20 protein-coding genes and 1 pseudogene are annotated in these 23009 nt (G+C 67.0%); 12 read left to right on the forward strand and 9 right to left on the reverse strand.

What is annotated here, in order from left to right; all coding sequences use genetic code 11:
- Window positions 1-25: 25 nt before the first annotated feature.
- The 4 genes from serS to CVN68_RS06230 are packed head-to-tail and all read left to right on the forward strand — an operon-like array spanning window position 26 to window position 4184.
- Window positions 26-1297 (forward strand): serine--tRNA ligase, encoded by a 1272-nt coding sequence (serS, locus tag CVN68_RS06215; RefSeq protein ID WP_100281424.1) that lies wholly within the window; start codon window positions 26-28, stop codon window positions 1295-1297.
- The gene (surE, locus tag CVN68_RS06220; RefSeq protein WP_100281425.1) at window positions 1297-2061 is read left to right on the forward strand and encodes a 5'/3'-nucleotidase SurE; all 765 of its coding nucleotides are present in this window, start codon (window positions 1297-1299) and stop codon (window positions 2059-2061) included. Before serS ends, surE begins: the two co-directional genes overlap by 1 nt.
- A gap of 48 nt (window positions 2062-2109) precedes the next feature.
- Window positions 2110-3171, forward strand: coding sequence for a M23 family metallopeptidase (locus CVN68_RS06225; RefSeq protein ID WP_100281426.1), 1062 nt, complete (start codon window positions 2110-2112; stop codon window positions 3169-3171).
- A gap of 5 nt (window positions 3172-3176) precedes the next feature.
- Complete coding sequence (locus CVN68_RS06230) at window positions 3177-4184, forward strand: potassium channel family protein (RefSeq protein ID WP_100281427.1); 1008 nt, start codon at window positions 3177-3179, stop codon at window positions 4182-4184.
- On the opposite strand, the gene CVN68_RS06235 is transcribed toward CVN68_RS06230, so the two are convergent.
- The gene (locus CVN68_RS06235) at window positions 4174-4935 is read right to left on the reverse strand and encodes an AAC(3) family N-acetyltransferase (RefSeq protein ID WP_233503607.1); all 762 of its coding nucleotides are present in this window, start codon (window positions 4933-4935) and stop codon (window positions 4174-4176) included. The genes CVN68_RS06230 and CVN68_RS06235 overlap by 11 nt on opposite strands.
- A 42-nt stretch (window positions 4936-4977) precedes the next feature.
- Here CVN68_RS06235 and CVN68_RS06240 point away from each other — a divergent pair, with 42 nt between their 5' ends.
- Window positions 4978-5343 carry a DMT family protein gene (locus CVN68_RS06240; RefSeq protein ID WP_100284246.1) on the forward strand — a complete coding sequence of 122 codons (366 nt, stop codon included), beginning with the start codon at window positions 4978-4980 and terminating at the stop codon, window positions 5341-5343.
- Window positions 5344-5387: 44 nt separating this feature from the next.
- On the opposite strand, the gene CVN68_RS06245 is transcribed toward CVN68_RS06240, so the two are convergent.
- Both CVN68_RS06245 and CVN68_RS06250 read right to left on the reverse strand, forming a co-directional pair.
- Window positions 5388-5792: a nuclear transport factor 2 family protein gene (locus CVN68_RS06245; protein ID WP_100281428.1), complete on the reverse strand. Its 405-nt coding sequence runs from the start codon at window positions 5790-5792 to the stop codon at window positions 5388-5390.
- 133 nt (window positions 5793-5925) lie between these two features.
- Window positions 5926-6327: a DUF1761 domain-containing protein gene (locus CVN68_RS06250; protein WP_100281429.1), complete on the reverse strand. Its 402-nt coding sequence runs from the start codon at window positions 6325-6327 to the stop codon at window positions 5926-5928.
- A 91-nt stretch (window positions 6328-6418) separates the two neighbouring features.
- On the opposite strand from CVN68_RS06250, the gene rimO reads away from it, so the two are divergent.
- The gene (gene rimO / locus CVN68_RS06255; protein WP_100281430.1) at window positions 6419-7747 is read left to right on the forward strand and encodes a 30S ribosomal protein S12 methylthiotransferase RimO; all 1329 of its coding nucleotides are present in this window, start codon (window positions 6419-6421) and stop codon (window positions 7745-7747) included.
- On the opposite strand, the gene CVN68_RS23080 is transcribed toward rimO, so the two are convergent.
- Together CVN68_RS23080 and CVN68_RS06260 are read right to left on the reverse strand one after the other, a co-directional pair.
- Window positions 7726-8037, reverse strand: a complete 312-nt coding sequence (locus CVN68_RS23080) for a hypothetical protein (RefSeq protein ID WP_158298764.1) — start codon at window positions 8035-8037, stop codon at window positions 7726-7728. The two genes, rimO and CVN68_RS23080, sit on opposite strands and share 22 nt — an antisense overlap.
- A gap of 55 nt (window positions 8038-8092) precedes the next feature.
- Entirely contained in the window at window positions 8093-8317 is a 225-nt protein-coding gene (locus CVN68_RS06260; RefSeq protein WP_100281431.1) for a hypothetical protein, read from the reverse strand.
- A 189-nt stretch (window positions 8318-8506) separates the two neighbouring features.
- Here CVN68_RS06260 and CVN68_RS06265 point away from each other — a divergent pair, with 189 nt between their 5' ends.
- Entirely contained in the window at window positions 8507-9424 is a 918-nt protein-coding gene (locus tag CVN68_RS06265; protein ID WP_100281432.1) for a hypothetical protein, read from the forward strand.
- Here the strand turns inward: CVN68_RS06265 and CVN68_RS06270 are convergent.
- Window positions 9421-10284 (reverse strand): aldo/keto reductase family oxidoreductase, encoded by an 864-nt coding sequence (locus tag CVN68_RS06270; protein WP_100284247.1) that lies wholly within the window; start codon window positions 10282-10284, stop codon window positions 9421-9423. The two genes, CVN68_RS06265 and CVN68_RS06270, sit on opposite strands and share 4 nt — an antisense overlap.
- Before the next feature lie 97 nt (window positions 10285-10381).
- Here CVN68_RS06270 and CVN68_RS06275 point away from each other — a divergent pair, with 97 nt between their 5' ends.
- Window positions 10382-11278: a LysR family transcriptional regulator gene (locus CVN68_RS06275; RefSeq protein WP_100281433.1), complete on the forward strand. Its 897-nt coding sequence runs from the start codon at window positions 10382-10384 to the stop codon at window positions 11276-11278.
- On the opposite strand, the gene CVN68_RS06280 is transcribed toward CVN68_RS06275, so the two are convergent.
- Window positions 11275-13662 carry a membrane-bound PQQ-dependent dehydrogenase, glucose/quinate/shikimate family gene (locus CVN68_RS06280; RefSeq protein WP_100284248.1) on the reverse strand — a complete coding sequence of 796 codons (2388 nt, stop codon included), beginning with the start codon at window positions 13660-13662 and terminating at the stop codon, window positions 11275-11277. The genes CVN68_RS06275 and CVN68_RS06280 overlap by 4 nt on opposite strands.
- A 208-nt stretch (window positions 13663-13870) precedes the next feature.
- On the opposite strand from CVN68_RS06280, the pseudogene CVN68_RS06285 reads away from it, so the two are divergent.
- Window positions 13871-15264, forward strand: a pseudogene (locus CVN68_RS06285) (leucyl aminopeptidase family protein).
- On the opposite strand, the gene CVN68_RS06290 reads toward CVN68_RS06285, so the two are convergent.
- A complete protein-coding gene (locus tag CVN68_RS06290; protein WP_100281434.1) occupies window positions 15252-17177 on the reverse strand; it encodes a putative bifunctional diguanylate cyclase/phosphodiesterase in 1926 nt (641 codons plus the stop codon). The pseudogene CVN68_RS06285 and the gene CVN68_RS06290 overlap by 13 nt on opposite strands.
- A gap of 124 nt (window positions 17178-17301) precedes the next feature.
- Between CVN68_RS06290 and CVN68_RS06295 the strand changes: the two genes are divergently transcribed.
- Complete coding sequence (locus CVN68_RS06295; protein ID WP_100281435.1) at window positions 17302-18711, forward strand: MFS transporter; 1410 nt, start codon at window positions 17302-17304, stop codon at window positions 18709-18711.
- Here CVN68_RS06295 and tpiA read toward each other — a convergent pair.
- The gene (gene tpiA, locus CVN68_RS06300) at window positions 18683-19429 is read right to left on the reverse strand and encodes a triose-phosphate isomerase (protein ID WP_100281436.1); all 747 of its coding nucleotides are present in this window, start codon (window positions 19427-19429) and stop codon (window positions 18683-18685) included. The genes CVN68_RS06295 and tpiA overlap by 29 nt on opposite strands.
- Before the next feature lie 115 nt (window positions 19430-19544).
- Between tpiA and CVN68_RS06305 the strand changes: the two genes are divergently transcribed.
- Both CVN68_RS06305 and trpE read left to right on the forward strand, forming a co-directional pair.
- Complete coding sequence (locus tag CVN68_RS06305) at window positions 19545-21488, forward strand: peptidylprolyl isomerase (RefSeq protein ID WP_100281437.1); 1944 nt, start codon at window positions 19545-19547, stop codon at window positions 21486-21488.
- Between the two features lies 1 nt (window position 21489).
- Entirely contained in the window at window positions 21490-22995 is a 1506-nt protein-coding gene (gene trpE, locus CVN68_RS06310) for an anthranilate synthase component I (RefSeq protein ID WP_100281438.1), read from the forward strand.
- Window positions 22996-23009: the final 14 nt, after the last annotated feature.

Here is a 23009-nt window from a genome sequence, read left to right on the forward strand (position 1 = left end):
GAAGCGCGCAGTCATACGCCCGGCCATGCATGATATCCGGTTCATCCGCGAAAACCCCGAGGCATTCGACGCCGGACTGGCGAAGCGCGGCCTCGAACCGCGTTCGGCCGAACTGCTCGCGCTCGACGAGCGCCGCCGCGCGCTGATCACCGAGGCGCAGACGGTCCAGGCCCGCCGCAACGAAGCGTCGAAGGCGATCGGCGCGGCCAAGGCCCGGCGCGACGATCCCACCGATCTGATGGCCGAAGTCGCCGAACTCAAGGAGCGGATGCCCGCGATCGACGCCGAGGAGAAAGCGGTGGGCGCCGAGCTCACCGGCGTGCTGGCCGCGATCCCCAATCTGCCCCTCGCCGACGTGCCGAAGGGTGCCGACGAGGACGACAACGCTCTCGTCCACCAACGCGGCACGCCGCCCGCCTTTGCCTTCGAAGCGAAGGAGCATGACGCGATCGGCCCCGCGCTCGGGCTCGATTTCGAGACCGGGGCGCTGCTCGCGGGCTCGCGCTTCACCTTCCTGCGCGGGAGCGCCGCGCGCCTCCACCGCGCGCTCGGCCAGTTCATGCTCGACACGCTGACGCGCGAGCATGGCTATGAGGAAACCGTGGTTCCGCTGCTGGTGCGCGAGGAAGCCATGTTCGGCACCGGCCAGCTTCCCAAATTCGCCGAGGACAGCTTCCAGACCAGCGACGGCCGCTGGCTGATCCCGACCTCCGAAGTCAGCCTGACCAACAGCGTGCGCGAACAGATCCTCTCCGAAGAGGCGCTGCCGCTGCGTTTCACTGCGCTGTCGCCGTGCTTCCGCTCCGAGGCCGGCTCGGCCGGTCGCGACACCCGCGGCTATATCCGCCAGCACCAGTTCGAAAAGGTCGAGATGGTCTCGATCACCACGCCGGACCAATCCGAAGCCGAGCATGAGCGGATGACCGCCTGCGCCGAGGATATTCTGACCAAGCTCGGCCTCGCCTTCCGCCGGATGAAGCTTTGCACCGGCGACATGGGCTTCTCGGCGGCGCGGACCTACGATCTCGAAGTATGGCTGCCCGGCCAGGCGCGCTACCGCGAGATCTCGTCCTGCTCGACCTGCACCGACTTCCAGGCACGCCGGATGAACGCGCGCTATCGCCCCGGGGGCGAGAAGGCGACGCGCTTCGTCCATACGCTCAACGGCTCGGGGCTGGCGGTGGGTCGTACCCTCGTTGCGGTGGTCGAGAATTATCAGCAGGAAGACGGTTCGGTCGCGGTGCCCGAGGTGCTGCAATCCTATCTCGGCGGGCTGAACCAGCTCGAACCGCGCTGATGCGCATCCTGCTCACCAACGACGACGGCATCCACGCGCGCGGCCTCGCGGTGCTTGAGCGCATTGCCCGAACGATCTCCGACGACATCACCGTGGTCGCTCCCGCCGAGGAGCAATCGGGCAAGAGCCGCTCGCTGACCCTCACCGAGCCGTTCCGCGTCCGCCGCGCCGGCGACAATCGCTACGCGGTACGCGGCACGCCGACCGACTGCGTGATGTTCGCGCTCGGCGAGGCGATGAAGGATTCGCCGCCCGATCTCGTCCTCTCGGGAGTCAATCGGGGCGGCAATCTCGGCGAGGATGTCAGCTATTCGGGCACCGTCTCCGCTGCGATGGAAGGCGCGCTTGCGGGCATCCGCTCGATCGCGCTGAGCCAGCGTTACGAACGCACCGGCATGGGCGATCAAGTCCCCTTCGACACCGCCGAAGCTTGGGGCGAACGCGCGCTGCGCCCGCTGCTCGATGCGCCCTGGGCGCCGCGCACCTTAGTCAACATCAACTTCCCGTCGATCCCGGCCGACGTGGTAAAGGGCATCAAGCCGGTCGCGCAGGGCCTGCGCGATTATGGCCGGGCCGGGCTCGACAAGCGCGTCGATCCGCGCGGCTTCCCTTATTATTGGCTGGCGATGAGCCGGCTGCCGCACACGCCCGATCCCGAGACTGATCTCGAGGCGATCGAGCAGGGCTGGATCACGGTGACGCCGCTCCATCTCGATCTGACCCATCGCAACTCGCTGGAAAGTCTCAAGTCGGTCTATTGTTAAGCACCTCCGTTTACCTTATTAAATTTTCAAGGGGTAAGGGGGTTCGCAATGCGCCGGATGGGGGCACTGCTGTTCGGCGTCGTTGTGACGGCGGGCTGCATACCGGCTGAGACCGGACGAGGAACGCGCGGCTACGACGCGCCGGAGCAAAACCGGGAACAGGAACAGTTCGAGCGCCGGTCGCTGGATCAGGACGTCCGCGTGCTGCCCGCGCCGCCGCCGGCCTGGGAGGCGCGCCGCGTCACTGCCGACGCGAAGCAGGTGGCGAGCTCGACCTATGTCGTCCAGCCGGGCGACTCGTTGCGCACCATTTCGATTCAGACCGGCGCCGGCTCCGAGGCGATCGCCCGTGCCAACAATCTCGTCGCGCCCTTCGTCATCCAGCCCGGCCAGCGGCTGGGCATCCCCGGCGGCCGCTATCATCTGGTCCGCACCGGCGAGACGGGAATAGCGATCGCGCGCGCTTACGGCGTCGATTGGTCGCGCATCGTCTCGGCCAATGCGCTCACCGAGCCGTATATTCTCCGAACCGGCCAGCGGCTGCTGGTCCCGGGCAGCCGGCCCGAGAGCATCGAGGAGCGCGCCGCACGCTTCCATCTCGATATCGACGACATTCTCACCGGCGGCGAGCCCGCGCTCGCGGCCAACGCCAGGCCGGCCCGGCCCAGCCCCTCCTCGTCGCGCGTGCTGCCCGCCACCACCCCGGTCGCCGCGCCGATCAGCCGCGTCGCCGGCCAGTTCGCCTGGCCGCTCAAGGGCTCGATCGTGAAGCGCTTCGGCCCGGGCAAGAGCGGCGAGCGCAACGACGGCATCAAGATCGCAGCTCCGCTCGACACACCCGTGCTCGCCGCCGCCGACGGCGTCGTCGCCTATGTCGGCAGCGACGTCCCCGCTTTGGGCGGGTTGGTGATCGTCAAGCACGGCAACAGCACGACGACGGTCTACGGCCATGCCGGACAATTGCTTGTGCAGCGCGGCCAATCGGTGAAGAAGGGCCAGATGATCGCGCTCTCCGGCAATTCGGGCTTCGCCGACCGCCCTGAACTCCATTTCGAAATCCGTCAGGGGCGCACCCCTGTCGATCCGGTGTCGAGGCTGCCCGCGCGCTAGCGCCGATGCCCGTGCTTCCCTCTGCGACGCTCAAGCGCAAATCGAGCCTGCCGGTCTGGATCTCGATCGGCTGGCGCGTGCTCGCGGTGCTTGCGTTGCTCGGGCTCGCGGTCGGGGTCCACTGGCTCGAGCGCGACGGGCTGAAGGACGCCGCTGACGGGCATGTCAGCTTTCTCGACATCCTCTATTTCACGTCGATTTCGGTGACCACCACCGGCTATGGCGACATCGTGCCGGTCAGCAATTCGGCGCGGATGTTCGACGCCTTCGTGGTTACCCCGATCCGCGTCTTCGTGGTGCTGCTCTTCCTCGGCACCGCCTATAATTTCGTGCTCAAACGCACTTGGGACAAATGGCGTATGGCAGTGATCCAGCGGACCCTTTCGGGTCACATCATCGTGGCCGGCTACGGCACCACCGGCTCGGAGACCGTCGATGAGCTGATCGCGCGCGGCACCGATCGTGGACGCATCGTCGTGATCGACACGCGCGAGGAGAATCTCGGTCGTGCGAAGGAATGCGGCTGCACCGTGCTTCAGGGCGACGCGACCCGCGATCAGGTGCTCAAGGACGTGCGGATCGAAAGTGCCGAGTCGATGATCGTCTGCGCCGGCCGCGACGACACCTCGATCCTGATCACCCTGACCGCCCGCCACCTCGCTCCCGCGATCCCGATCAGCATCATCGTCCGCAACGAGGATAACGAGCTGCCCGCGCGCGCCGCGGGCGCGACCACGGTGGTCAATCCGGTCAGCTTCGCCGGTCTCCTGCTCGCCAGCTCATGCAAGGGCCCGCATCTTTCCGAATATCTGATGGATCTCGCCTCGTTTCACGGCGAGGTCGAACTTTCAGAGCGTCCGGTGCGCACCGAAGAGATCGGCAAGCCTCTCACTGCGATCCAGACCGGCCTCGGCGTCCGCCTCTATCGCGATGGCGTCGCCCACGGCCACAAGGCACCCGAAGCCCAAGCGTTGAGGGCCGGCGATCTGATCGTCGAGATCGTCACCGGCTGAGGCTCTCCCGCGCCTCGTCGCACTCCTCGCAACCTTCGTCGGCGTCGTGCAGAAAGACCAAGGGGTCCGCGCGTATCCGCGGCACCGCCACGCGGATGAGGTCCTCCGCCTCGATAAGCCGCGCATGGGCTTTCCCGACCCGCCCCTCGCGCTGGAGCCCTTCTGCACGCAGCCATTCGTCGGCGAGTGCGAATTTCTCGCAGCAGCTGTCATTCTCGCCATAATCCACACGCACGCCGTCGGCGCGGGTATAGTGGAAGGCGCTGCGATAGGGCGCGCCGCCCAGCAATTCGGCCAGATGCAGCATCGTATTGGCATCATGCCCCACGCCGAGCAGCAGGATCTGGCCGTCTGCCTCGCGGATCCGGTCGATCGCGCTCCCCGGCGCTGCGGGCGGTAACACGAACGGCCCGCCGGTGATCCATTCCGCCCTTGGCCCGACTGCCGCCACCGCATCGAAATGCGCGCTGCGCACCACGCCCGGCTGCTGCCAGAACAAGCACGGCACGATCCCGAGATCCTCGCGGTTCGCACTGGTCGCGGGATCGAACGGCGCGTCGTCGTCGCCTGTCGCCGAGGGCATCGCCAGCGTGCCTTCCGGCCCCAGCGCCGCCTGCAGCGCGGCGATCAGCCCCAGCGGTCCGCCCTCCACCGGGCGCACCGCGCGGAAGCTCGAATGCATCAGCAGCACCCCGCCCTCGCGCACGCCGATCGCGCGGAGCTGCGCCGCCACTTCCGCGCATGTCGTCACTTTGGTTCTTGACCCCTCGCCCGAGTCGGTGATGGTCGCATCATGCCTCCCGCCTTCTCTGCGCATGTCCTTCCGATCCTGATGCTCGTCGTCTCGAACATCTTCATGACCTTCGCCTGGTACGGTCATCTCAAGTTCAAGGCCGCACCGCTACTGCTGGTGATCCTCGTCAGCTGGGGAATCGCGCTCCCCGAATATCTGCTCGCCGTCCCCGCCAACCGCTGGGGAAGCAGCGTCTACTCCGCCGCGCAGCTCAAGGGCATGCAGGAAGTGATCACGCTAGCGGTGTTCGCGGCCTTTTCGATCCTTTATCTCGGGCAGAAGATCACGGTGAACCATCTGATCGGCTTCGCGCTGATCGCCGCGGGCGCCTTCTTCCTGTTCCGGGCGCCGATCGCCCCGGCCTAGGTTGTGGGCTCATAATGCGAAGGTCGCGGCGCGGCGCCGAAGACCTATTGAATGGCGGTGGCTTGCGACCAGACGACCATCCAGCGCCCGTCATGCTTCTCATAAATGTCGGTGTGCCAATAGTCGCTGAGGGGGATCTTGTGCCCGCCGAAGACAAGTTCGAGCTGGGCACGATACCGAATGACCGCGCCCCCGCCATATAGCCGCACCGCGATGTCGGCGGGCTGCCATGTCAGATATTTGAGCTGCCCGGAGGCGATCGCGCCCATATAGTCGTCGTTGGACAAAGCAGCGCCGATCGGCGTTATCAACTGGAAGTCCGGCGCGTGAAACTTTCGTGCCTGATCGACGTCGCCACGGACCAGGGCGCGAAGCCTGGCACGTTCGGTTTCCCGGAGAAGCTCGGCCTCGCCGGTTGGGGAAGGATCGCCGAGGGCCGGGATTGTCATGCACGTTCTCCATTTGCGAAAGGAGATCGCTACGTCGCCCCTTCCAATCTTCTCTCGCCCTTTAGAACGGATGAGGAACAAGACAAGGGGTCTCGCTTTCGGCAATCAGCGCGCGATCCATGACTCTACGACCTCACCTCAGCAGCCCCAGAATCGCGCCCATCACCAGATAGATCGTGATCCAGTATCCCGCATCGATCAGGAACAGGACACGCGGCTGGCGCGAGAAAAGATAATTCACGCCGATCGAGGTCGCGATGAAGCCCACCCCGATGATCGCCGCGATCACCAGCGAATGGTGCAGCCCTGGCGGCGCATCATAGGTCGCGTAAAGATGATCGAGCATGAACGCGGCGACGAGGTTGAGCACGAAGGTCGCGCCGAAGATCAACGGCATGTTGGCCTTCGCTGCGCTCTCCGGCGTGATCCCGCGCGCCTTCATCCACGCTTTGCCGAACAGCGGCCCATACCAGAGCCCGCCCACCACGAAGCCGGCCAGCGCCGCCAGCAGAATCGCAAGCCAATGAAACGGCATCTTCCCCTCCGTGTATCTGCAGGGTAGCGAAGCTACGCCGGAAACCCCCGGCTAGCAATTTGCGCCAAAAAGCCTATGTCGCGCGGCAATCATGGCAACCAAACTCCCTGAGTCCCCTCGCATCGGGATGGTCTCGCTCGGCTGTCCGAAGAACCTCGTCGACAGCGAACGCATCCTCACCAAGCTGCGCAGCGACGGCTATGCGATGTCCCCCGATTATCAGGGCGCCGACATCGTGCTGGTCAACACCTGCGGCTTTCTCGACAGCGCCAAGGAAGAGTCGCTCGAAGCGATCGGCGAGGCGATCGCCGAGAATGGCCGCGTCATCGTCACCGGCTGCATGGGCAAGGAGGCCGAGCTGATCCGCGCGCGCTTCCCCAACGTCCTCGCGGTCACCGGGGCGCATCAATATGAGGAAGTCGTCGGCGCGGTCCATGAAGCGGCGCCGATGCCGCCCTCGCCGTTCGTCAATCTCGTCCCCGATGCCGGGCTCAAGCTGACGCCGCGGCATTACAGCTATCTGAAGATCTCCGAGGGCTGCAACCATCGCTGCGCCTTCTGCATCATCCCCTCCTTACGCGGCGATCTCGTCAGCCGCCGCCCCGACGCGATCCTGCGCGAGGCGGAAAAGCTGGTGGAAGCCGGGACGAAGGAATTGCTGGTCATCAGCCAGGACACTTCGGCCTACGGCGTCGACATCCGCAAGGAGCCGCGGATGTGGAAGGGGCAGGAAGTGATCCCCCACATGACCGATCTCGCCCGCGAGCTCGGCAAGATCGCGCCGTGGGTGCGGCTGCACTATGTCTATCCCTACCCCCATGTCGATCAGGTCATCCCGCTGATGGCCGAGGGACTGATCCTCCCCTATCTCGACATCCCGTTCCAGCATGCCTCGCCCAGCGTGCTGCGCCGCATGCGCCGCCCCGCCAACGAGGCGAAGGTGCTCGAGCGACTGCGCGGCTGGCGCGAAATCGCCCCCGACATCACGATCCGCTCGACTTTCGTCGTCGGCTTCCCCGGCGAGACCGAGGCGGATTTCCAATATCTGCTCGACTGGCTCGATGAGGCCCAGCTCGATCGCGTCGGCGCATTCCGCTTCGAGCCGGTCGAAGGCGCCTCGGCGAACTTCCTGCCCGATCCAGTGCCCGAGGAAGTCAAGGAAGAGCGCTATGCCCGCGTGATGGAAAAGACCGCGGCGATCTCCGCCGCCAAGCTCCAGGCGAAGATTGGCCGCACGCTGGAGGTGATCATCGACGAAGTCGGCGAGGACGGCGCCACCGGCCGCAGCCAGGCCGACGCGCCCGAGATCGACGGCGAAGTGTTCCTGCGCGACGCCGGGCACCTCAAACAGGGCGACATCGTCCGCGTGACGATCGAGGATGCGGACGAACACGATCTCTACGGCGTGCCGCTTCTCTGAGCGGACCGCGCCGCTTTCTGCTTACGGTCGTCTCGTCTTGATTCCCACATGCTCAGCGAGCGCTGCGACTCGTAGCGCCGTTCGCTGCGCTCGCGGTTCGCCGATCTGTCATCCTGGAGTTCGTAGGAGGACCAAGTCTGCTCCGCGACCGCCACCTTTTCACGCTTCGATTCATAGTCGAGATCGATTCGTGTCGCCCGGGCGCCCAGGCATTCGGGCCCGCGCCTGTTGATACGCTCGGCTGGATCAGCGTGGCGAGCGGGATCGCCAGGCGCGCCGGAAAGCTGCAATCGAGCGATTTCCGAAACCGGGGCGGATCGACAGCCGGAACTTGTCCGTATCGCATCATATCGCGACCGGCGGCTCCTCGTCGTCATCCGGCGCAATCGTTTGGTAATAGCCGGTGATTTCCAACGTTTTCGGCTCGGGGGTCCCGGGCTGCGCCTTACCCGCCGCAGCGCGTGCGATCTGCTGCGGATTAGAAACGGCTTGATGCGCGTCCGATGATGTCTGCTGCCCGCAGCCCAACAAAAGCGGCAGCCCGAAGGCTCCTGCCAACCATGCGCGCATGCCATGCCTCCCCCACCAAGCGGCAATGGCATCTTGCTGTATTAGACACTAACTTCACACCGCGATCATTCAGCATCCGCTGAATCGAGGATCAATGCACGTGCCGCTGCCACTCCCCTCGCTGTTCAGCCACGGCGACTCCGGTCATGACATGACGCTCACGCGTCTCAACCTGGGCTGGGTGCGCTGATGCACCGGCTCGCGCTCTTCGCCAGCCTCGCCTGGCTCAGCCTGACGAGCGCCGCCCCAGGCGATCCCGCGACGCAGGTCATGCGGGTCGATCCGCTCACCGTGCAGGACGACGATTTCGCGCGGCATCGCGATCCCGCCGAGTGGAGAGGCCTCGCCGTCAGCCGTATCGAGTTCCGCGAGGAGCGCGCGGCGTGGCGGCTCTGGCGCATCGAAAACGTCCGCCACCGCCGTGGCCCGCTCTGGTTCGTGCCGCACGACAATGAGAATGCCGGGTTCGAGGCCGGGCTGGAGGCAGTGCGCAGATATGGCGGCACGCTGATCGCTGTCGACGCCGGCATTGCCGACGATGGCGCGCGGATGAACCGCGCAGTCGATTATGGCCGCCCGGTCGATCCCAATCGCAACTTCGACAGCGCGCTCCCCGGCTATGCGCGCCGCATCCTCGCCGATTTGAGGCCCGGCATGCCGATCATCGCGCTCCATACCAACGGCCGCGGCTTCGACACCGGCGAGTCGCGCTGCAATCAGTCCGATCCGCCGGGCCAGGGGGTGATCTCGATCCGCTATTGCGACGATGTGCTCACCCCCAGCCCCTCCCAAGGCCGTGCCTGGCCGTGGGATGACGACGACACCGTCGCATTCGCGACCTGGCGCACCAAAGACAGTCCGACCGCCGCTTTCTGCCGCAATCAGATGATCGCCGCGGACTTCAACGTGGTGCAGGAGCGCGTTGTCGCTAGCGATCGCTCCTTGTCCAACTATGCGGTGCTCCATGGGCTGCACTATCTCAACTTCGAGACGCTCGACCGCGGCGATGGGGCCGATGGACTCGCCGAGGGCCGCAAACGACTGGTCCACATCATCGACCGCGCGCTGGCGATGTGCGCGCCCAAAGTCAGGCCGGTGGCGCGCTAGCCGGCGATGGCGTCGAGCGCCGCCACGGCGTCCGCCGGCAGTCTCAGGTCCCGCACCGCCAGATTTTCGCGCAAATGCGCGACCGAGGACGTGCCCGGGATCAGCAGGATGTTCGGCGCCCGCTGCAGCAGCCACGCCAGCGCGACCTGCATCGGCGTCGCGTTCAGTTGCTTCGCAACCTGATCGAGCACACCCGATTGAAGCGGCGAGAATCCGCCGAGCGGGAAGAATGGCACATAGGCGATCCCCGCCTCCGCCAGCGTATCGATCAGTGCATCGTCGTCGCGATGTGCGAGATTATAGTGGTTCTGGACACAGGCCACCGGCGCGATGCTCCGCGCCTCCTCGATCTGCGTCGCAGTGGCGTTGCTGATCCCGAGGTGACGGATCAGCCCCTGCTCGCGCAAGCGCGCCAGCCGCTCGAACTGCGGCGCGATCGTGCCTTCGCTGAGCCCATGGCCGCCATCGCCCATCACGCGGAGGTTGACCGCGTGGATCGTCTCGAGCCCGAGGTTGCGCAGATTGTCGTGCACCGCCGACTCGATCTCGTCCGGGCTGAACGCTGGCAGCCACGCGCCGTTCTCGTCCCGCCTGGCGCCGACCTTGGTCACGAGGACGAGGTCGTCCGGATACGGTTGCAGCGCCTCGCGAAGGATCTGGTTGGTGACATGGGGGCCGTAATAGTCACACGTATCGATGTGATTGACGCCCGAGGCCACTGCCTCGCGCAGCACGGCGATCGCTTGATCGCGATCTTTGGGAGGGCCGAACACGCCAGGTCCGGCGAGCTGCATCGCGCCATAGCCGACGCGATTCACGCTGCGGTCGCCCAGTTGCCAGGTCATCGGAAAATCGGACATCGTCTGCACTCCTGTATCGAGACCCCGCCCATCTAGGCCTTGCATCTTCGCGCGATAATCCGGCACAATCGGCACAGGCTGTACGGAATTTCGCACAATGGATCTCGGCGACCTCGACGCCTTTCTCGCGGTAGCGCGAGCGAAGGGGTTTCGTGATGCGGCGCGTATCACCGGTGCCAGCGCATCAGGACTGAGCGACGCGGTGCGCCGGCTGGAAACCAGATTGGGCGTCCGCCTGCTCAATCGCACTACCCGCAGCGTAGCGCCAACTGAAGCCGGTGCGCGCCTGCTCGAACGCCTCGGCCCGGCGCTCGGCGAAGTCGAGGCGGCGCTCGACGTGGTCAATCTCTTCCGCGATCGGCCGGCCGGCACGCTCAAGCTCAACGTGCCGGTGATCGCCGCGCGGCTGGTGCTCCCCGGGATCCTGCCTGGCTTTCTCGCCGCCTATCCCGAGATCCAGCTCGAAATCATCGCCGAGGACAGTTTCGTCGATCTGCTCGCCTCGGGGTGCGACGCCGGCATTCGCTATGACGAACGGCTCGAACAGGACATGATCGCAGTGCCGATCGGCCCGCGCGTGCAGCGCTTTGCAGTTGGCGCGTCGTCTGATTATCTCGCACGCCGCGGCACGCCCGCCCATCCGCGCGACCTGCTCGATCACGCCTGCCTGCGCGGCCGCTTCGCCAATCGCGCCCTGCACTCTTGGGAGTTCACCCGCGACGGCGAGACGGTGCGGGTCGAACCCGCCGGCCCGTTGATCGTCAGCCTCAGCACGGCGTTCGACCTGCTGATCGCCACCGCCATCGCGGGTGCGGGCGTCGTCACTTCGTTCGAAGGGCTGCTGCGCCCGCATTTCGACAGCGGCGCTCTTGTCCCGGTCCTCGAAGACTGGTGGCAGAGCTTTCCCGGCCCCTTCCTATATTATCCCGGCCGCCGCCTCGTCCCGGCGCCGCTGCGCGCCTTCATCGACTATGTGAGGGCGCATCCGGGCTAGGGCAGCGCATACGCCACCACTTCGTCGCTGACCGGCGTTTCCATGAAATGGTGCCCGCCGGCATAGAGGACGAGATATTGCTTGCCGTTCATCTCATAGGTCATCGGCGTCGCCTGCCCGCCGCCCGGCAGCACGTCCTTCCACACCGTCCTGCCGGTCCGCAGATCGATCGCGCGGATCAAATTGTCGGTCGCCGCCGCGACGAACACCAGCCCGCTCGCGGTCACCACCGCGCCGCCATTATTGGGCGTGCCGATGGTGATCGGCAGCATCGACGGGATGCCGAACGGGCCGTTGGTCCGCGCCTCGCCGAACGCGCGGTCCCAGATCGTCTTGCCCGTCGCCATGTCGATCGCGCGGATCCCGCCATAAGGCGGTTGCTTGCAGAGCATTCCAGTGAAGGGCAGCCGCCAGCCGGCATTGACGTCGATCGCATAGGGCGTGTTGGCCTGCGGATCGCCCGCGCCCTCGGCCCCGCCGATTGCGCCGCGCGCCTGATCGCGCGGTGCCCAACCCTTCTTGTCTGCCTCCGCACGCGGCACCAGCCGAACGTAATTGGGCATGTCGTTGTAATTGGCGACGATAACCCCCCGCGCCGGATCGACCGCGATCCCGCCCCAATCAGTCCCGCCATTATAACCTGGATATTCGATCGAGTGGCGATCGCTCTCGGGCGGTGTGAAGAAGCCCTTGTAGCTCGCCCGGCGGAACTGGATCCGGCAGATCATCTGGTCGATCGGCGACATGCCCCACATGTCACGCTCGGTCAGGTCGGGCTTGCGCAAGCTATGCCAGAGCGAGACCGGCTGGGTCGGCGCACGTTGTTCGGGCTCGACGCCGCCGCCGGGGACGCGCATCTCGCCGACCGGCGTCAGCGGCCGCCCGGTGCGGCGGTCCAGCACATAGATGTCGCCCTGCTTCGAAGGCAGCACCAAGGCCGGCGCACCTTTGTAATCGACCAAAGTCGCCTGCGCGCCGAAGTCGTAATCCCATACGTCCTTGCGCACCGCCTGGAAGCGCCAGCGCGGCTTGCCGGTGGTGACGTCGAGCGCGACCAGCGAGGTGGCGAATGCATTCTCCTGCGGCCGGCGCAGCGACGAATAATAATCCGCCGCCGCGTTCCCCATCGGCAGATAGACGAGCCCCAGTTGCTCGTCGCCGCTCGCCATGGTCCACATGTTCGGGGTGCCGCGCGCCCATTCCTGCCCTTGCGGCGGCGCGCCGTTCCACTCAGGGTGCATCATGTCCCACGCCCAGCGGAGCTGGCCGGTGCGTGCGTCGAAGCCCTGAATCACCCCTGAGGGCGCCCAGCGATCCTGCCCGTCGAGCACCTGATGGCCGGTGACGAGGATACCGCGCACCACGGTCGGCGGCGAATTGATCGAGACGAAGCCGTCGGGGACCTTGCCCATGCCGATCTTGGCGTCGACCTGTCCGTTGGTGCCGAAATCGGCGCAGAGCCGCCCCGAGCGCGCGTCGACGGCGATCAGCCGCGCATCGAGCGTGCCTTCGATCACCCGCGTCGCGCAGGGCTGGTCGGCGGCCATGCCGGGCACCGCGTAATAGACGACTCCCCGACATGCGGCCGTGTAGGGGATCGCAGTGTCCGGCACCTTGGGATCGTAGCGCCAGCGCTCCTTGCCGGTGGCCGGATCGAGCGCGATCATGATGTTCTTCGGCGTGCACAGATACAGGCTGTCGCCCACCTTGAGCGGCGTGTTCTCGGCGCCATAGGTGCCCCGAATCTGCGGCGAGGACGGGAGGTCGCCGGTGTGGATCGTCCAGGCGCGCTTGAGCTTGCCCACATTCTCGACGTTGATCTGAGTCAGCGGCGAATAGCGCCGCGCGCTGGTGGTGCCACCATAGACCGGCCAGTCGGCACCGACTTGCTCGCCGGAGGGATCAGCCATCCCACGCGTACCCGCCACGGGCAAGGCGGCAAGGACGGGGTCCGGCGCACCGGCGGCGGCCAGCCAGAAATCGGCGGTGGTGAGCACCAGCGCCGCGACTCCGCCGATCAGCGCCAGCCGCCAGCGATCCGGTCGCCGGGTCAGCGTCGCCATTGCCGCGATCACGGCGAGCAGCAGCACCACCGGCGCGATCACCCGCGGCACCTGCGCCCACGCATTGGCGCCGACTTCCCACCACGCCCAGACGAGGCTCAGCACGACGATCGCGAGGTATAGCCACCCTCCGGTCATCCGCCCGCGGGCCAGCAGCACACCCGCCCCGATCATCGCCGCTCCGGCCAGCAGATAGTAAAGCGACCCGCCGAGTATGGCGAGCCACAGGCCGCCGATCGCGAGCACCAGCCCGATCAGCGCGACGATCGCGCCGATCAGGATCGACAGCCAGCTTCCCCACCTGGATCGCGCGCCGCCGATCGGCGTATCCGAGTGCGCGGACGGAGTGTCGGAATAGCCACGAGCATCGGTCACACGCTGTCTCCCGCGAGCGCGGCGCCCCCACTGGGCGGGAGGCGTCAGGGCGCTGGAGCAACCGGCCGGACAGGGGCCGGTTCCGTAATGAACAAAATTTCATCTTGAGTACGGGGGCTAGGCGCGGCGGCTTCGCGACCCTAGATCACTGGCCATGCCTGATCTCTCCACGCTGATTCAGCCCGACCGCGGCCAGCCCGCGCGCACCATCCACCTGATCGACGCCAAGGGCTTCGACGCGTGGCTCGCCGCGCAGCCGCCTCGCCACCGCACCGCCGCGCAGGCGCAGAAGCTCGCGCCGGCCGCCTATTCCAGCGCGGTCCTGCCGGGGACGGCCCGGAGGATTGGTCGGTGGTGACCGTGGTCGCCAATGTCGAGCGGCTCACCCCCTGGTGCCTCGCCAAGCTCGCCGAGACGCTGCCCGAAGGCACCTACCGCGTCGATGGGCGCGAGCCCGGCAAGGCGCTTCATGGCTGGCTCACCGCACAGTATAAGTTCGATCGCTACAAGAAGAAGGACGACAAGGCGCAGGGGCCGCGCGTCCTGCTCACCGCCGATCCCGCCCGGATGGAAGAGGCGCTGCGTCTTGCCAGCGTCACCTTCAAGCTGCGCGACCGGATCAACACCGGCGCCAACGACATGGGCCCCGCCGATCTCGAAGCGGCCGCCACCGATCTGGCGAAGGATTATGGCGCCACGCTCACTGTCGTGAAGGGCAAGGACGTCGAGAAGGGCTATGGCATGCTCTGGGCGGTCGGCAAGGCCGCCGGCGTGGGCCGCGAGCCGCGGTTGATCGAGCTCGAATGGGGCAATCCCGAGCATCCGCGCATCGCGATCATCGGCAAGGGCGTGTGCTTCGACACCGGCGGACTCGATATCAAGCCCGCCGCCGGCATGCGGCTGATGAAGAAGGATATGGGCGGCGCCGCGCACGCGCTGGCGCTTGCCGAACTGGTCATGCAGCATCGCCTGCCCGTACGCCTGCACATGCTTGTCCCCGCGGTCGAGAATTCGATCAACGGCGAGGCCACCCGCCCCGGCGACGTGATGATCTCGCGCAAGGGCCTGTCGGTCGAGAACAGCAACACCGATGCCGAGGGCCGGCTGATTCTCGGCGACGCGCTGACCAAGGCGGCCGAGAGCAATCCCGAATTGGTGTTCGACTTCGCGACGCTCACCGGTGCCGCCCGCGTCGCGCTCGGCGCCGACCTGCAGGCGCTGTTCGCCAATGACGACACGCTGGCAGCCGAATTGCTCGCCGCGGCGGAAACCGAAGCCGATCCGATGTGGCGGATGCCGCTCTACGATCCGTACAAGGAAGCGCTGAAATCGGACGTCGCCGATCTGGTCAATGCGGCCGAGGGGCCGTTCGGCGGGGCGATCACCGCGGCCTTGTTCCTCAAGGAATTCGCGCCCGAAAAGGCGCAATGGGCGCATTTCGACATCTTCTGCTGGAATGGCTCGGCCAAGCCGGGCCGGCCCAAGGGCGCCGAGGCGGTCAGCCTGCGCGCGACGTGGAAAGTCCTGAAAGACCGCTACGCGGGCTGAGCCGCCGCCGTCCGGGCCGCTTCGATGTCCTCCATCGACATCGGATAGCCGAAATGGAAGCCCTGTCCCATCGCGCAGCCGAGCCGGGCGAGCGTGCGCGCGGTGGAGGCCGATTCGATTCCTTCGGCCACCACCGGCAGTTCCAGCGTGCTGGCGAGCGTGATGATCGCGTGGACCAGCCGCATCGCCGCGGGATCGCGCTCCATCGCGGTGACGAAGGAGCGGTCGATCTTTAGCCGGTCGAACGGCAGCATCTGCAAATGCTGGAGCGATGAATAACCGGTGCCGAAATCGTCGAGCGCCAGCTGGATTCCCTGGTTCTTGAGCGACGCGATCGTCTGCTGCGCGCTGTCGGCATCGACGATCAACGCATTCTCGGTGATCTCAATGGTCAATCGCTGCGGCGGGAACCGCTCGCGGGTCAGCACCGCCAGCACCTTCTGGCTGAACCACGGATCCTTGAGCTGGATCGGCGAGACGTTGATCGAGATCGCGACGTCCCAGTCGCGAGTCTCGCGGCAGGCGCGGCGCAACAGCCGAAGCATCAGCAGATTGATCAGCCCGCATTCCTCGGCGATCGGAATGAACTGCTCGGGTCCGATCTCCTCGCGGTCGCCGCGCGGCCACCGCGCGAGCAGCTCGTAGCCGACCACCACACCGCTCGCGAGCGCGACGATCGGCTGGTAGTGCGGCACGAAGGCGTCGGTCTCCATCGCTTCACGCAACTCGCGTTCGATCTCGGCGCGACGGCGAATCTCGGCGTCGAGCATCGGCTCAAACGCGCAATGCTGGCTTCGTCCCGATTGCTTGGCCTTGTAGAGTGCGATGTCGGCGCGGCGCATCAGCGTTTCGCGGTCGGCTGCGTCGTTGGGATAGAGCGAAATTCCCACGCTCGCGCCGATATGATGGACCAGATCGGGACCGGCGAACGGCTTGAGCATCGCCTGGACGATGGCATGGGCGACACGGCGCACGCCCTCGCCATCGGCGTCGACGATCACGGCGAACTCGTCGCCGCCGAGCCGGTAACTGACTCCCTGCCCGCCGGTCACCGAACCGAGCCGCGCCGCGACGTCGCGCAGCAGCTGGTCGCCGGCGTGATGGCCGTGGACATCGTTGATCGACTTGAAGCGATCGAGGTCGATGATCAGCAGTCCGAGCGGCTTATCCCCCGCCATCCGGGTCTCCAGCGCCTCGGCCAGCGCGCGCCGGTTAGGCAGGCCGGTCAACGGATCGTGATAAGCGAGCTGGTGGGCGCGCTGCTCGGCACCCTGCGCGCGACGCTGCTCGGTCACCATGTCGGCACGCGAGGTCAGCACTTCGATGAAACCGGCATGGCTGGCCCGCAGCATGCTCAGGATCACGGTGGTGACGACGACGATGTTGAAGCCGACACCCCGCAGGAACCAGTCGGCCGAAAAGAGCAGGCAGAGCGTGACCGGCGCAGCGCCGCAGAGCAACACCACATGCCCCGCGCGCGGCAAGGACTGAAGGCAATAGCAGCAGCTGATCGCCCCGATGAAGATATAGAGCGCGATGCAGGCGCGGCGCACGAGGTCGGCCTGGACATACAGGACCAGCCCCCATCCGCCGAAGCCGAGGCTGAGCACCACGGCGACGATGGTGGTCCCGAGCAGGTAGCGCGGAATCATCTCCGGATCCGGCACCGCGCTTCGCCGCCGCAGCCAGAAAGCCGCGCGCACCCCGCCGAGCAATGCCAGCGCGACCGGCATCCCCAGGCTCCACCACATGTTCACGGTGCCGTGGGAAGCGAAGCTGAGGAACGTCGCGTCGACAAGCATCAGCGCGTACATCAGCGGAACCTGCTGGCGCAGGGCGCGGAACTGCTCGACCAGAATCGCGCGATTCTGCTCGGTGCGGACGCCGACGGCCAGGGAAGCGCGCCTGAACATAGTCAAATATAGCAGCAACCAAGGTTGCGATTGCGTTTCCGGCGAGGATTCAGCGGCTTGACTGAGCGCCTCGCCGACACGCGTGGAGCTCCCGTGGCGCGCCGAACCCTGCTAGCGTGCGGGGATGTCCGCCGCGCATCCCAGGCTCACCCTCGTCGCCTGCATCCTCGCCTCCAGCCTCGCCTTCATCGATGGCTCGGTCACCAATGTCGCGCTGCCGGCGATCGGCACGGATCTCGGCGCGACTCCAGCCGAGCTGCAATGGACGATCAACGCCTATCTGCTGCCGTTATCGGCGCTGTTGCTGATCGGCGGCGCGGCGGGAGACCATTTCGGCCGACGCAAGCTGCTCGTCATCGGCATTGCGATCTTTGCCCTTGCTTCAGCGGCCTGCGCGCTGGCGGCGGATCTGACCCAGCTCCTCGCCGCGCGCGCGGTGCAGGGCGTCGGCGCGGCGATCCTGCTTCCGAACAGCCTGGCGACGCTCGGCCACGCCTTCACCGGCGAGGCGCGCGGCAAGGCGATCGGCACCTGGGCCGGGGTCGGCGCGATCGCCGGCGCGGTCGGCCCGCCGCTCGGCGGCTGGCTGGTCGATGCGATCGGCTGGCGCGCAATCTTCTATATCAACGTGCCGGTGGCGGCCGCCGCGATCCTGATCGCTTTGCGCTATGTCGAGGAGAGCGCCGAGGGCGAATTGCCGCTCGACCTGCCCGGCGCGTTTGCCGCGACCGTGGCGCTGGGCGCACTCACCTGGGCGCTCACGCTCTGGTCGAGTCACGGCGCCTTCGACTCCACCGTCGCGATCGGCCTCATCTCGGGGCTGCTCGCCATCTTGCTGTTCCTGTGGATCGAACATCGTCGCGGTGCCCGCGCGATGATGCCGTTCGCGATGTTCGGCTCGCGCGCCTTTGCCGGGCTGACCCTGCTCACTTTCCTGCTCTACGGCGCGCTCGGCGGGGTGCTGCTGCTCCTGCCTTTCGTGCTGATCGAGGCGGCCGGCTATACCGCGCTGCAGGCGGGTCTTGCATTGTTGCCGATGCCGCTCGGTATGGGGCTCGCCTCACGGGTGATGGGGCGGCTGACCGCACGGGTCGGGCCACGCTGGCCGCTCACCATCGGCGCTTTCATCGTCGCGATCGGCTTCGCATTGCTCGTGCTGGTCGATGCGGGCGCCCCTTATTGGACCTCGGTGTTCCCCGGCTGCCTGATCATCGCGATCGGCATGTCGAGCGTCGCGGCGCCGCTCACCACCGCCGTGCTCGCCTCGGTCGACGACACCCATGCCGGCACCGCCTCCGGGTTCAACAGCGCGATCGCGCGCACCGGCGGGCTGATCGCCACTGCGATCGCCGGCGCGGTGATATCGAGCGCCGGGCCGAGCCTGATCGCCGCCTTCCATGGCGGGGCGCTGGTCGGCGCCGGCCTCGCCGCCGTATCGAGCGCGGCGGCGCTGCTGACGCTCGGCCCCGGCTCGACACCGTCGAGCCAATCACGCGCAGAAAAGCTCAGGGAAGCGAAGCCGCGGCCTCGATGATCGGCACGAACTTGCCCGCCGTCAGGCTGGCGCCACCGACCAAAGCACCATCGACATTGTCCACCGCGAGGATCTCCACCGCATTCGCGCCGGTCAGCGATCCGCCATAGAGGATGCGAATTCCGTCGGCCGCGTCGCCTACCATCGCGCGGAGCTTCGCCCGCGCAATCGCGTGGATCGCGGCGATGTCCTCGAGCGTCGGGGTCTTGCCCGTCCCGATCGCCCAACGAGGCTCGTACGCGAGCGTCAGCCAGTCGGCCGAGGCGCCGTCGGGCAGCGACTTCTCGATCTGCGACTGGACGATCCGCTCGGCGCGTCCGGCATCGCGCTCGGCCGCGGTCTCGCCACAGCACAGGATCACCTGCAGCCCGTGCCGCCGTGCCGCCACTGCCTTGGCCCAGGCGTCGTGGCCGGTCTCGTGCTGGTCGCCGCGGCGTTCCGAATGGCCGACGATCGTCAGGGTCGCGCCGCATTCGCGCAGCATCTCGCCCGAGGTGCAGCCGGTATGCGCGCCCTTGTCGGCCGCATGCACATCCTGCGCGCCGATCGGCAGCGCCCCTGCCACTGCCACCGCCGGGGCGATCAATGTGAAGGGGACGCACAAGGCGACATCGATCTGTGGATTAGCCGCCGCGGCGGCCGCGATCGCCTCGACTTCGCCGAGTTGCGCCTTCAGCCCGTGCATCTTCCAGTTTCCGGCGATCAACCTGCGACGCATGTCCCACTCCTCCTGTTTTGCGGCAGGCGATACCAACCCGCACGCGCTGCACAAGCTTGAAGGCAGCCCGCCGGCGCCCTAAAGCACGCCAGATTCCTCTTTAGAACGGCCCTTCATGCTCAGTTTCTTCCGCCGCTTCACCAAGTCGCGCTTCGGCCTGATCGCGGTATTCGTGTTCCTCGCGGTGATCGCGCTGGCGTTCGCCGCGGGCGACATCACCGGCGTTCGCGCCACCGGGGGCGGCAGCGGCGGTCAGGTCGTGGCCAAGGTCGGCGATCGCAAGATCACCGATGTCGAGGTGCGTCAGCGGATCGATCTGTTCCTGCGCAATCTCCAGCGCGACGGCCAGAACGTCACGATGGAGCAGTTCCTCGCCCAGGGCGGGCTCGAACTGGCGCTCGACGAGATCATCAACAGTGCCGCGATGGTCGAGTTCGCGGAAGGGTCGGACATGCAGGTCAGCAAGAAGCTGATCGACGGCGAGATCGCGAGCAATCCTGCTTTCCTGGGCGTCGACGGCAAGTTCAACCAGAAGCAGTTCGAAGAGCTGCTCGGGCAGAATCGAATCTCGCCGGCTACCTTTCGCGAGGGCATGACCAACGAGCGCTACAGCAACTGGTTCATCAACCGCGCCACGCTGGGCAACCAGATGCCCGAGGGCGTCCTTCTGCCTTATGCCTCGCTGGCGCTCGAGCGCCGCGCCGGGATCGTCGGCCTCGTCTCGACCATCGCGATGGATCCGGGACCCGACCCCGACGACAAGACGCTGACCGCCTGGTACAATAACAAGCGCGCGCGCTACATGGTGCCCGAGCGCCGCATCGTCCGCTATGCGACGGTCAAACCCGACGCGCTGCGTGCCGGCGCCGCGGCCACCGAGGCCGAGATCGTCGACGCGTACAAAAAGGCCGGGCAGCGCTTCGCCGCCACCGAGAAGCGCACGGTGGAGCTCGTCACGGCGCTCGATCAGAATACCGCCGGGCAAATCGCAGCCAAGGCAAAGGCAGGCTCTCTCGCAGCGGCCGCGACGGCTACCGGCCTCGAGGCGCGCACGCTGACCGCGCTCGAAAAGGCAGCAGTGGCGACGCAGGTCTCCCAGGCCTTTGCCGATGCGGCGTTCGGCGCCTCGCCGAACGCGCTGGTCGGCCCGGTGAAAATGGGACCGAACTGGCTCGTCTACCGCGTCACCAAGGTCGAGCCGATCGGCGCGAAGACGCTCGATCAGGCGCGTGCCGAGCTTTCCACCGAAATCAGTGCGCGCAAGCTCACCCAGACGCTCGCCAACCTGCGCCAGTCGATCGAGGACGGGATCGCCGACAGCAAGAATTTCGATGAGGCCGTTGCCGACGCAAAGCTGACCGCCGAGCGCACCCCCGCGCTCACGGCAGCAGGTGCGAACCCCGAAGACGCCAATTTCAAGCCCGATCCCGCCATCGTAGCGGTGATGCGCGCCGGGTTCGGCTTCGAGCAGGCCGGTGACGAGCCGCAGATCGCGCCGCTCGGCCCCGACGGCAGCTTCGCGCTGATCGGGCTCGAGCGCGTCGTCGCGGCCGCGCCGCGTCCGCTCGCACAGATCCGCGAGCGCGTGGTGAAGGACTATCTCGTCGAACAGGCGCTCACCAAGGCACGGGCGGTCGCCACGGCGATGATCGCCAAACTCGAAAAGGGCGTGCCGATGCAGCAGGCCCTCGCCGAAGCGGGCGTGACCAAGGGCCCGCCGCCCAAATCCTTCGACTTCAAGCGCTCCGAAGTGCTCGGCCCCAATATGGCGCCCTATCTCCAGATGGCGTTCAGCATGGCCCCCAAAAAGGCCAAGCTGGTCGAAGGGGCCAATCGCGAGGGCTATTACGTCGTCTATCTCGACAAGGTCGAAGAGCACAGCGCCGCGGGCGATCCCGCCGCGATCCAGCGAGTGCGCGGCGACATCGCCCCACAGATCGGCCCCGAATATGCGCGCCAGTTCATCGCCTCGATCCGCAATCATCTCAAGGTCACGCGCAACGACAAGGCGATCGCTCAGCTGCGCACCGATCTGAGCCGCACCGGCTCGGCACGCTGAGGTGATCGAAGGCGTCGAAGCCGCCCGGGCGGCGCTCGCCGCCGGCCGGCCAGCATTGCTGTGGCGCCGCCAGGTCGCCGACACCGAGACTCCGGTCGCGGCGGCGCTCAAGCTGGTCGAGCCGGGCCGCGGCGATTTCCTGCTCGAATCGGTCGAAGGCGGCTCGGTGCGCGGCCGCCACAGCCTGATCGGACTCGCCCCCGACTTGGTTTTCCGCGCGACGGGAGCGGAGGCGGCGATCAACCCGCACTGGCTCACCGACCGCGAGGCCTTCGCGCCCTGCCCCGAGCCCACGCTCGACGCGTTGCGTAGCCTCGTCCAGAGCTGTCGGATGGAGGTTCCGGCGGAGCTGCCGCGCGCGCTCGCCTGCCTCGTCGGCTATTTCAGCTACGAGACCGTCGGACTGGTCGAGAAGCTGCCGCGGCCTCCGGCGAACCCGATCGGGGTGCCCGATATGATGTTCGTGCGGCCAACGGTGATCCTGATCTTCGATCGGCTCGCCGACACCCTGTTCCTCGTCGCCCCCGTCTGGCCGGACGCATCGCGTGATGCCGCGGCGCTGATCCAGGCCGCCGCCGAGCGGATCGACGCCACCGCCGCCCGCCTCGCCGGCGCCCCGCTCCCCGCGCCGGTACGTGCCGATCCGCAGGAAGTCGCGCTCACCCCGGTGCTCGCGCCGGGCCGCTATGGCGAGATGGTCGCGCGCGCCAAGGACTATATCGCCGCGGGCGACATCTTCCAGGTCGTGCTCGCCCAGCGCTTCACCACCCCCTTTGCGCTGCCCCCGTTCGAGCTCTACCGCGCGCTGCGCCGGGTGAACCCCTCACCTTTCCTCTACCACCTCGATCTTCCCGGCTTCGCGCTCACCGGCTCGAGCCCCGAGATCCTCGTCCGGGCGCGCGACGGCGAGATCACCATTCGTCCGATCGCCGGCACGCGCCCCCGCGGCAAGACCGCGGCCGAGGACGAAGCCAATCGCACCAGCCTGCTCGCCGATCCCAAGGAGCGCGCCGAGCATCTGATGCTGCTCGATCTCGGCCGAAACGATGTCGGCCGCGCCGCCGACGCGGGCAGCGTGCGCGTCACCGACAGTTATACCGTCGAATTCTACAGCCACGTCATGCACATCGTCTCGAACGTGGTCGGCATGCTCCGCCCCGGCAGCGACGCGCTCGACGCTTTGTTCGCGGGCTTCCCCGCGGGGACGGTCAGCGGCGCGCCCAAGGTCCGCGCCTGCCAGATCATCGCTGAGCTCGAGCCCGAAACGCGCGGGCCTTACGCCGGCGGCGTCGGCTATTTCTCGCCCGATGGATCGATGGACAGCTGCATCGTGCTCAGAACCGCGTTGGTGAAGGACGGCGTGATGCACGTCCAGGCCGGCGCCGGCATCGTCGCGGACTCAGACCCGGCCTCCGAACAACGCGAATGCGAGGCCAAGGCCGGCGCCCTGTTCGCCGCCGCGCGTGAGGCGGTGGCGCGGGCCAGCGAGGCCGGGTTCGGGCAATAAAATCCCTCTCCCAT

It is taken from the genome of Sphingomonas psychrotolerans (genome assembly GCF_002796605.1).
Lineage (GTDB): Bacteria > Pseudomonadota > Alphaproteobacteria > Sphingomonadales > Sphingomonadaceae > Sphingomonas > Sphingomonas psychrotolerans.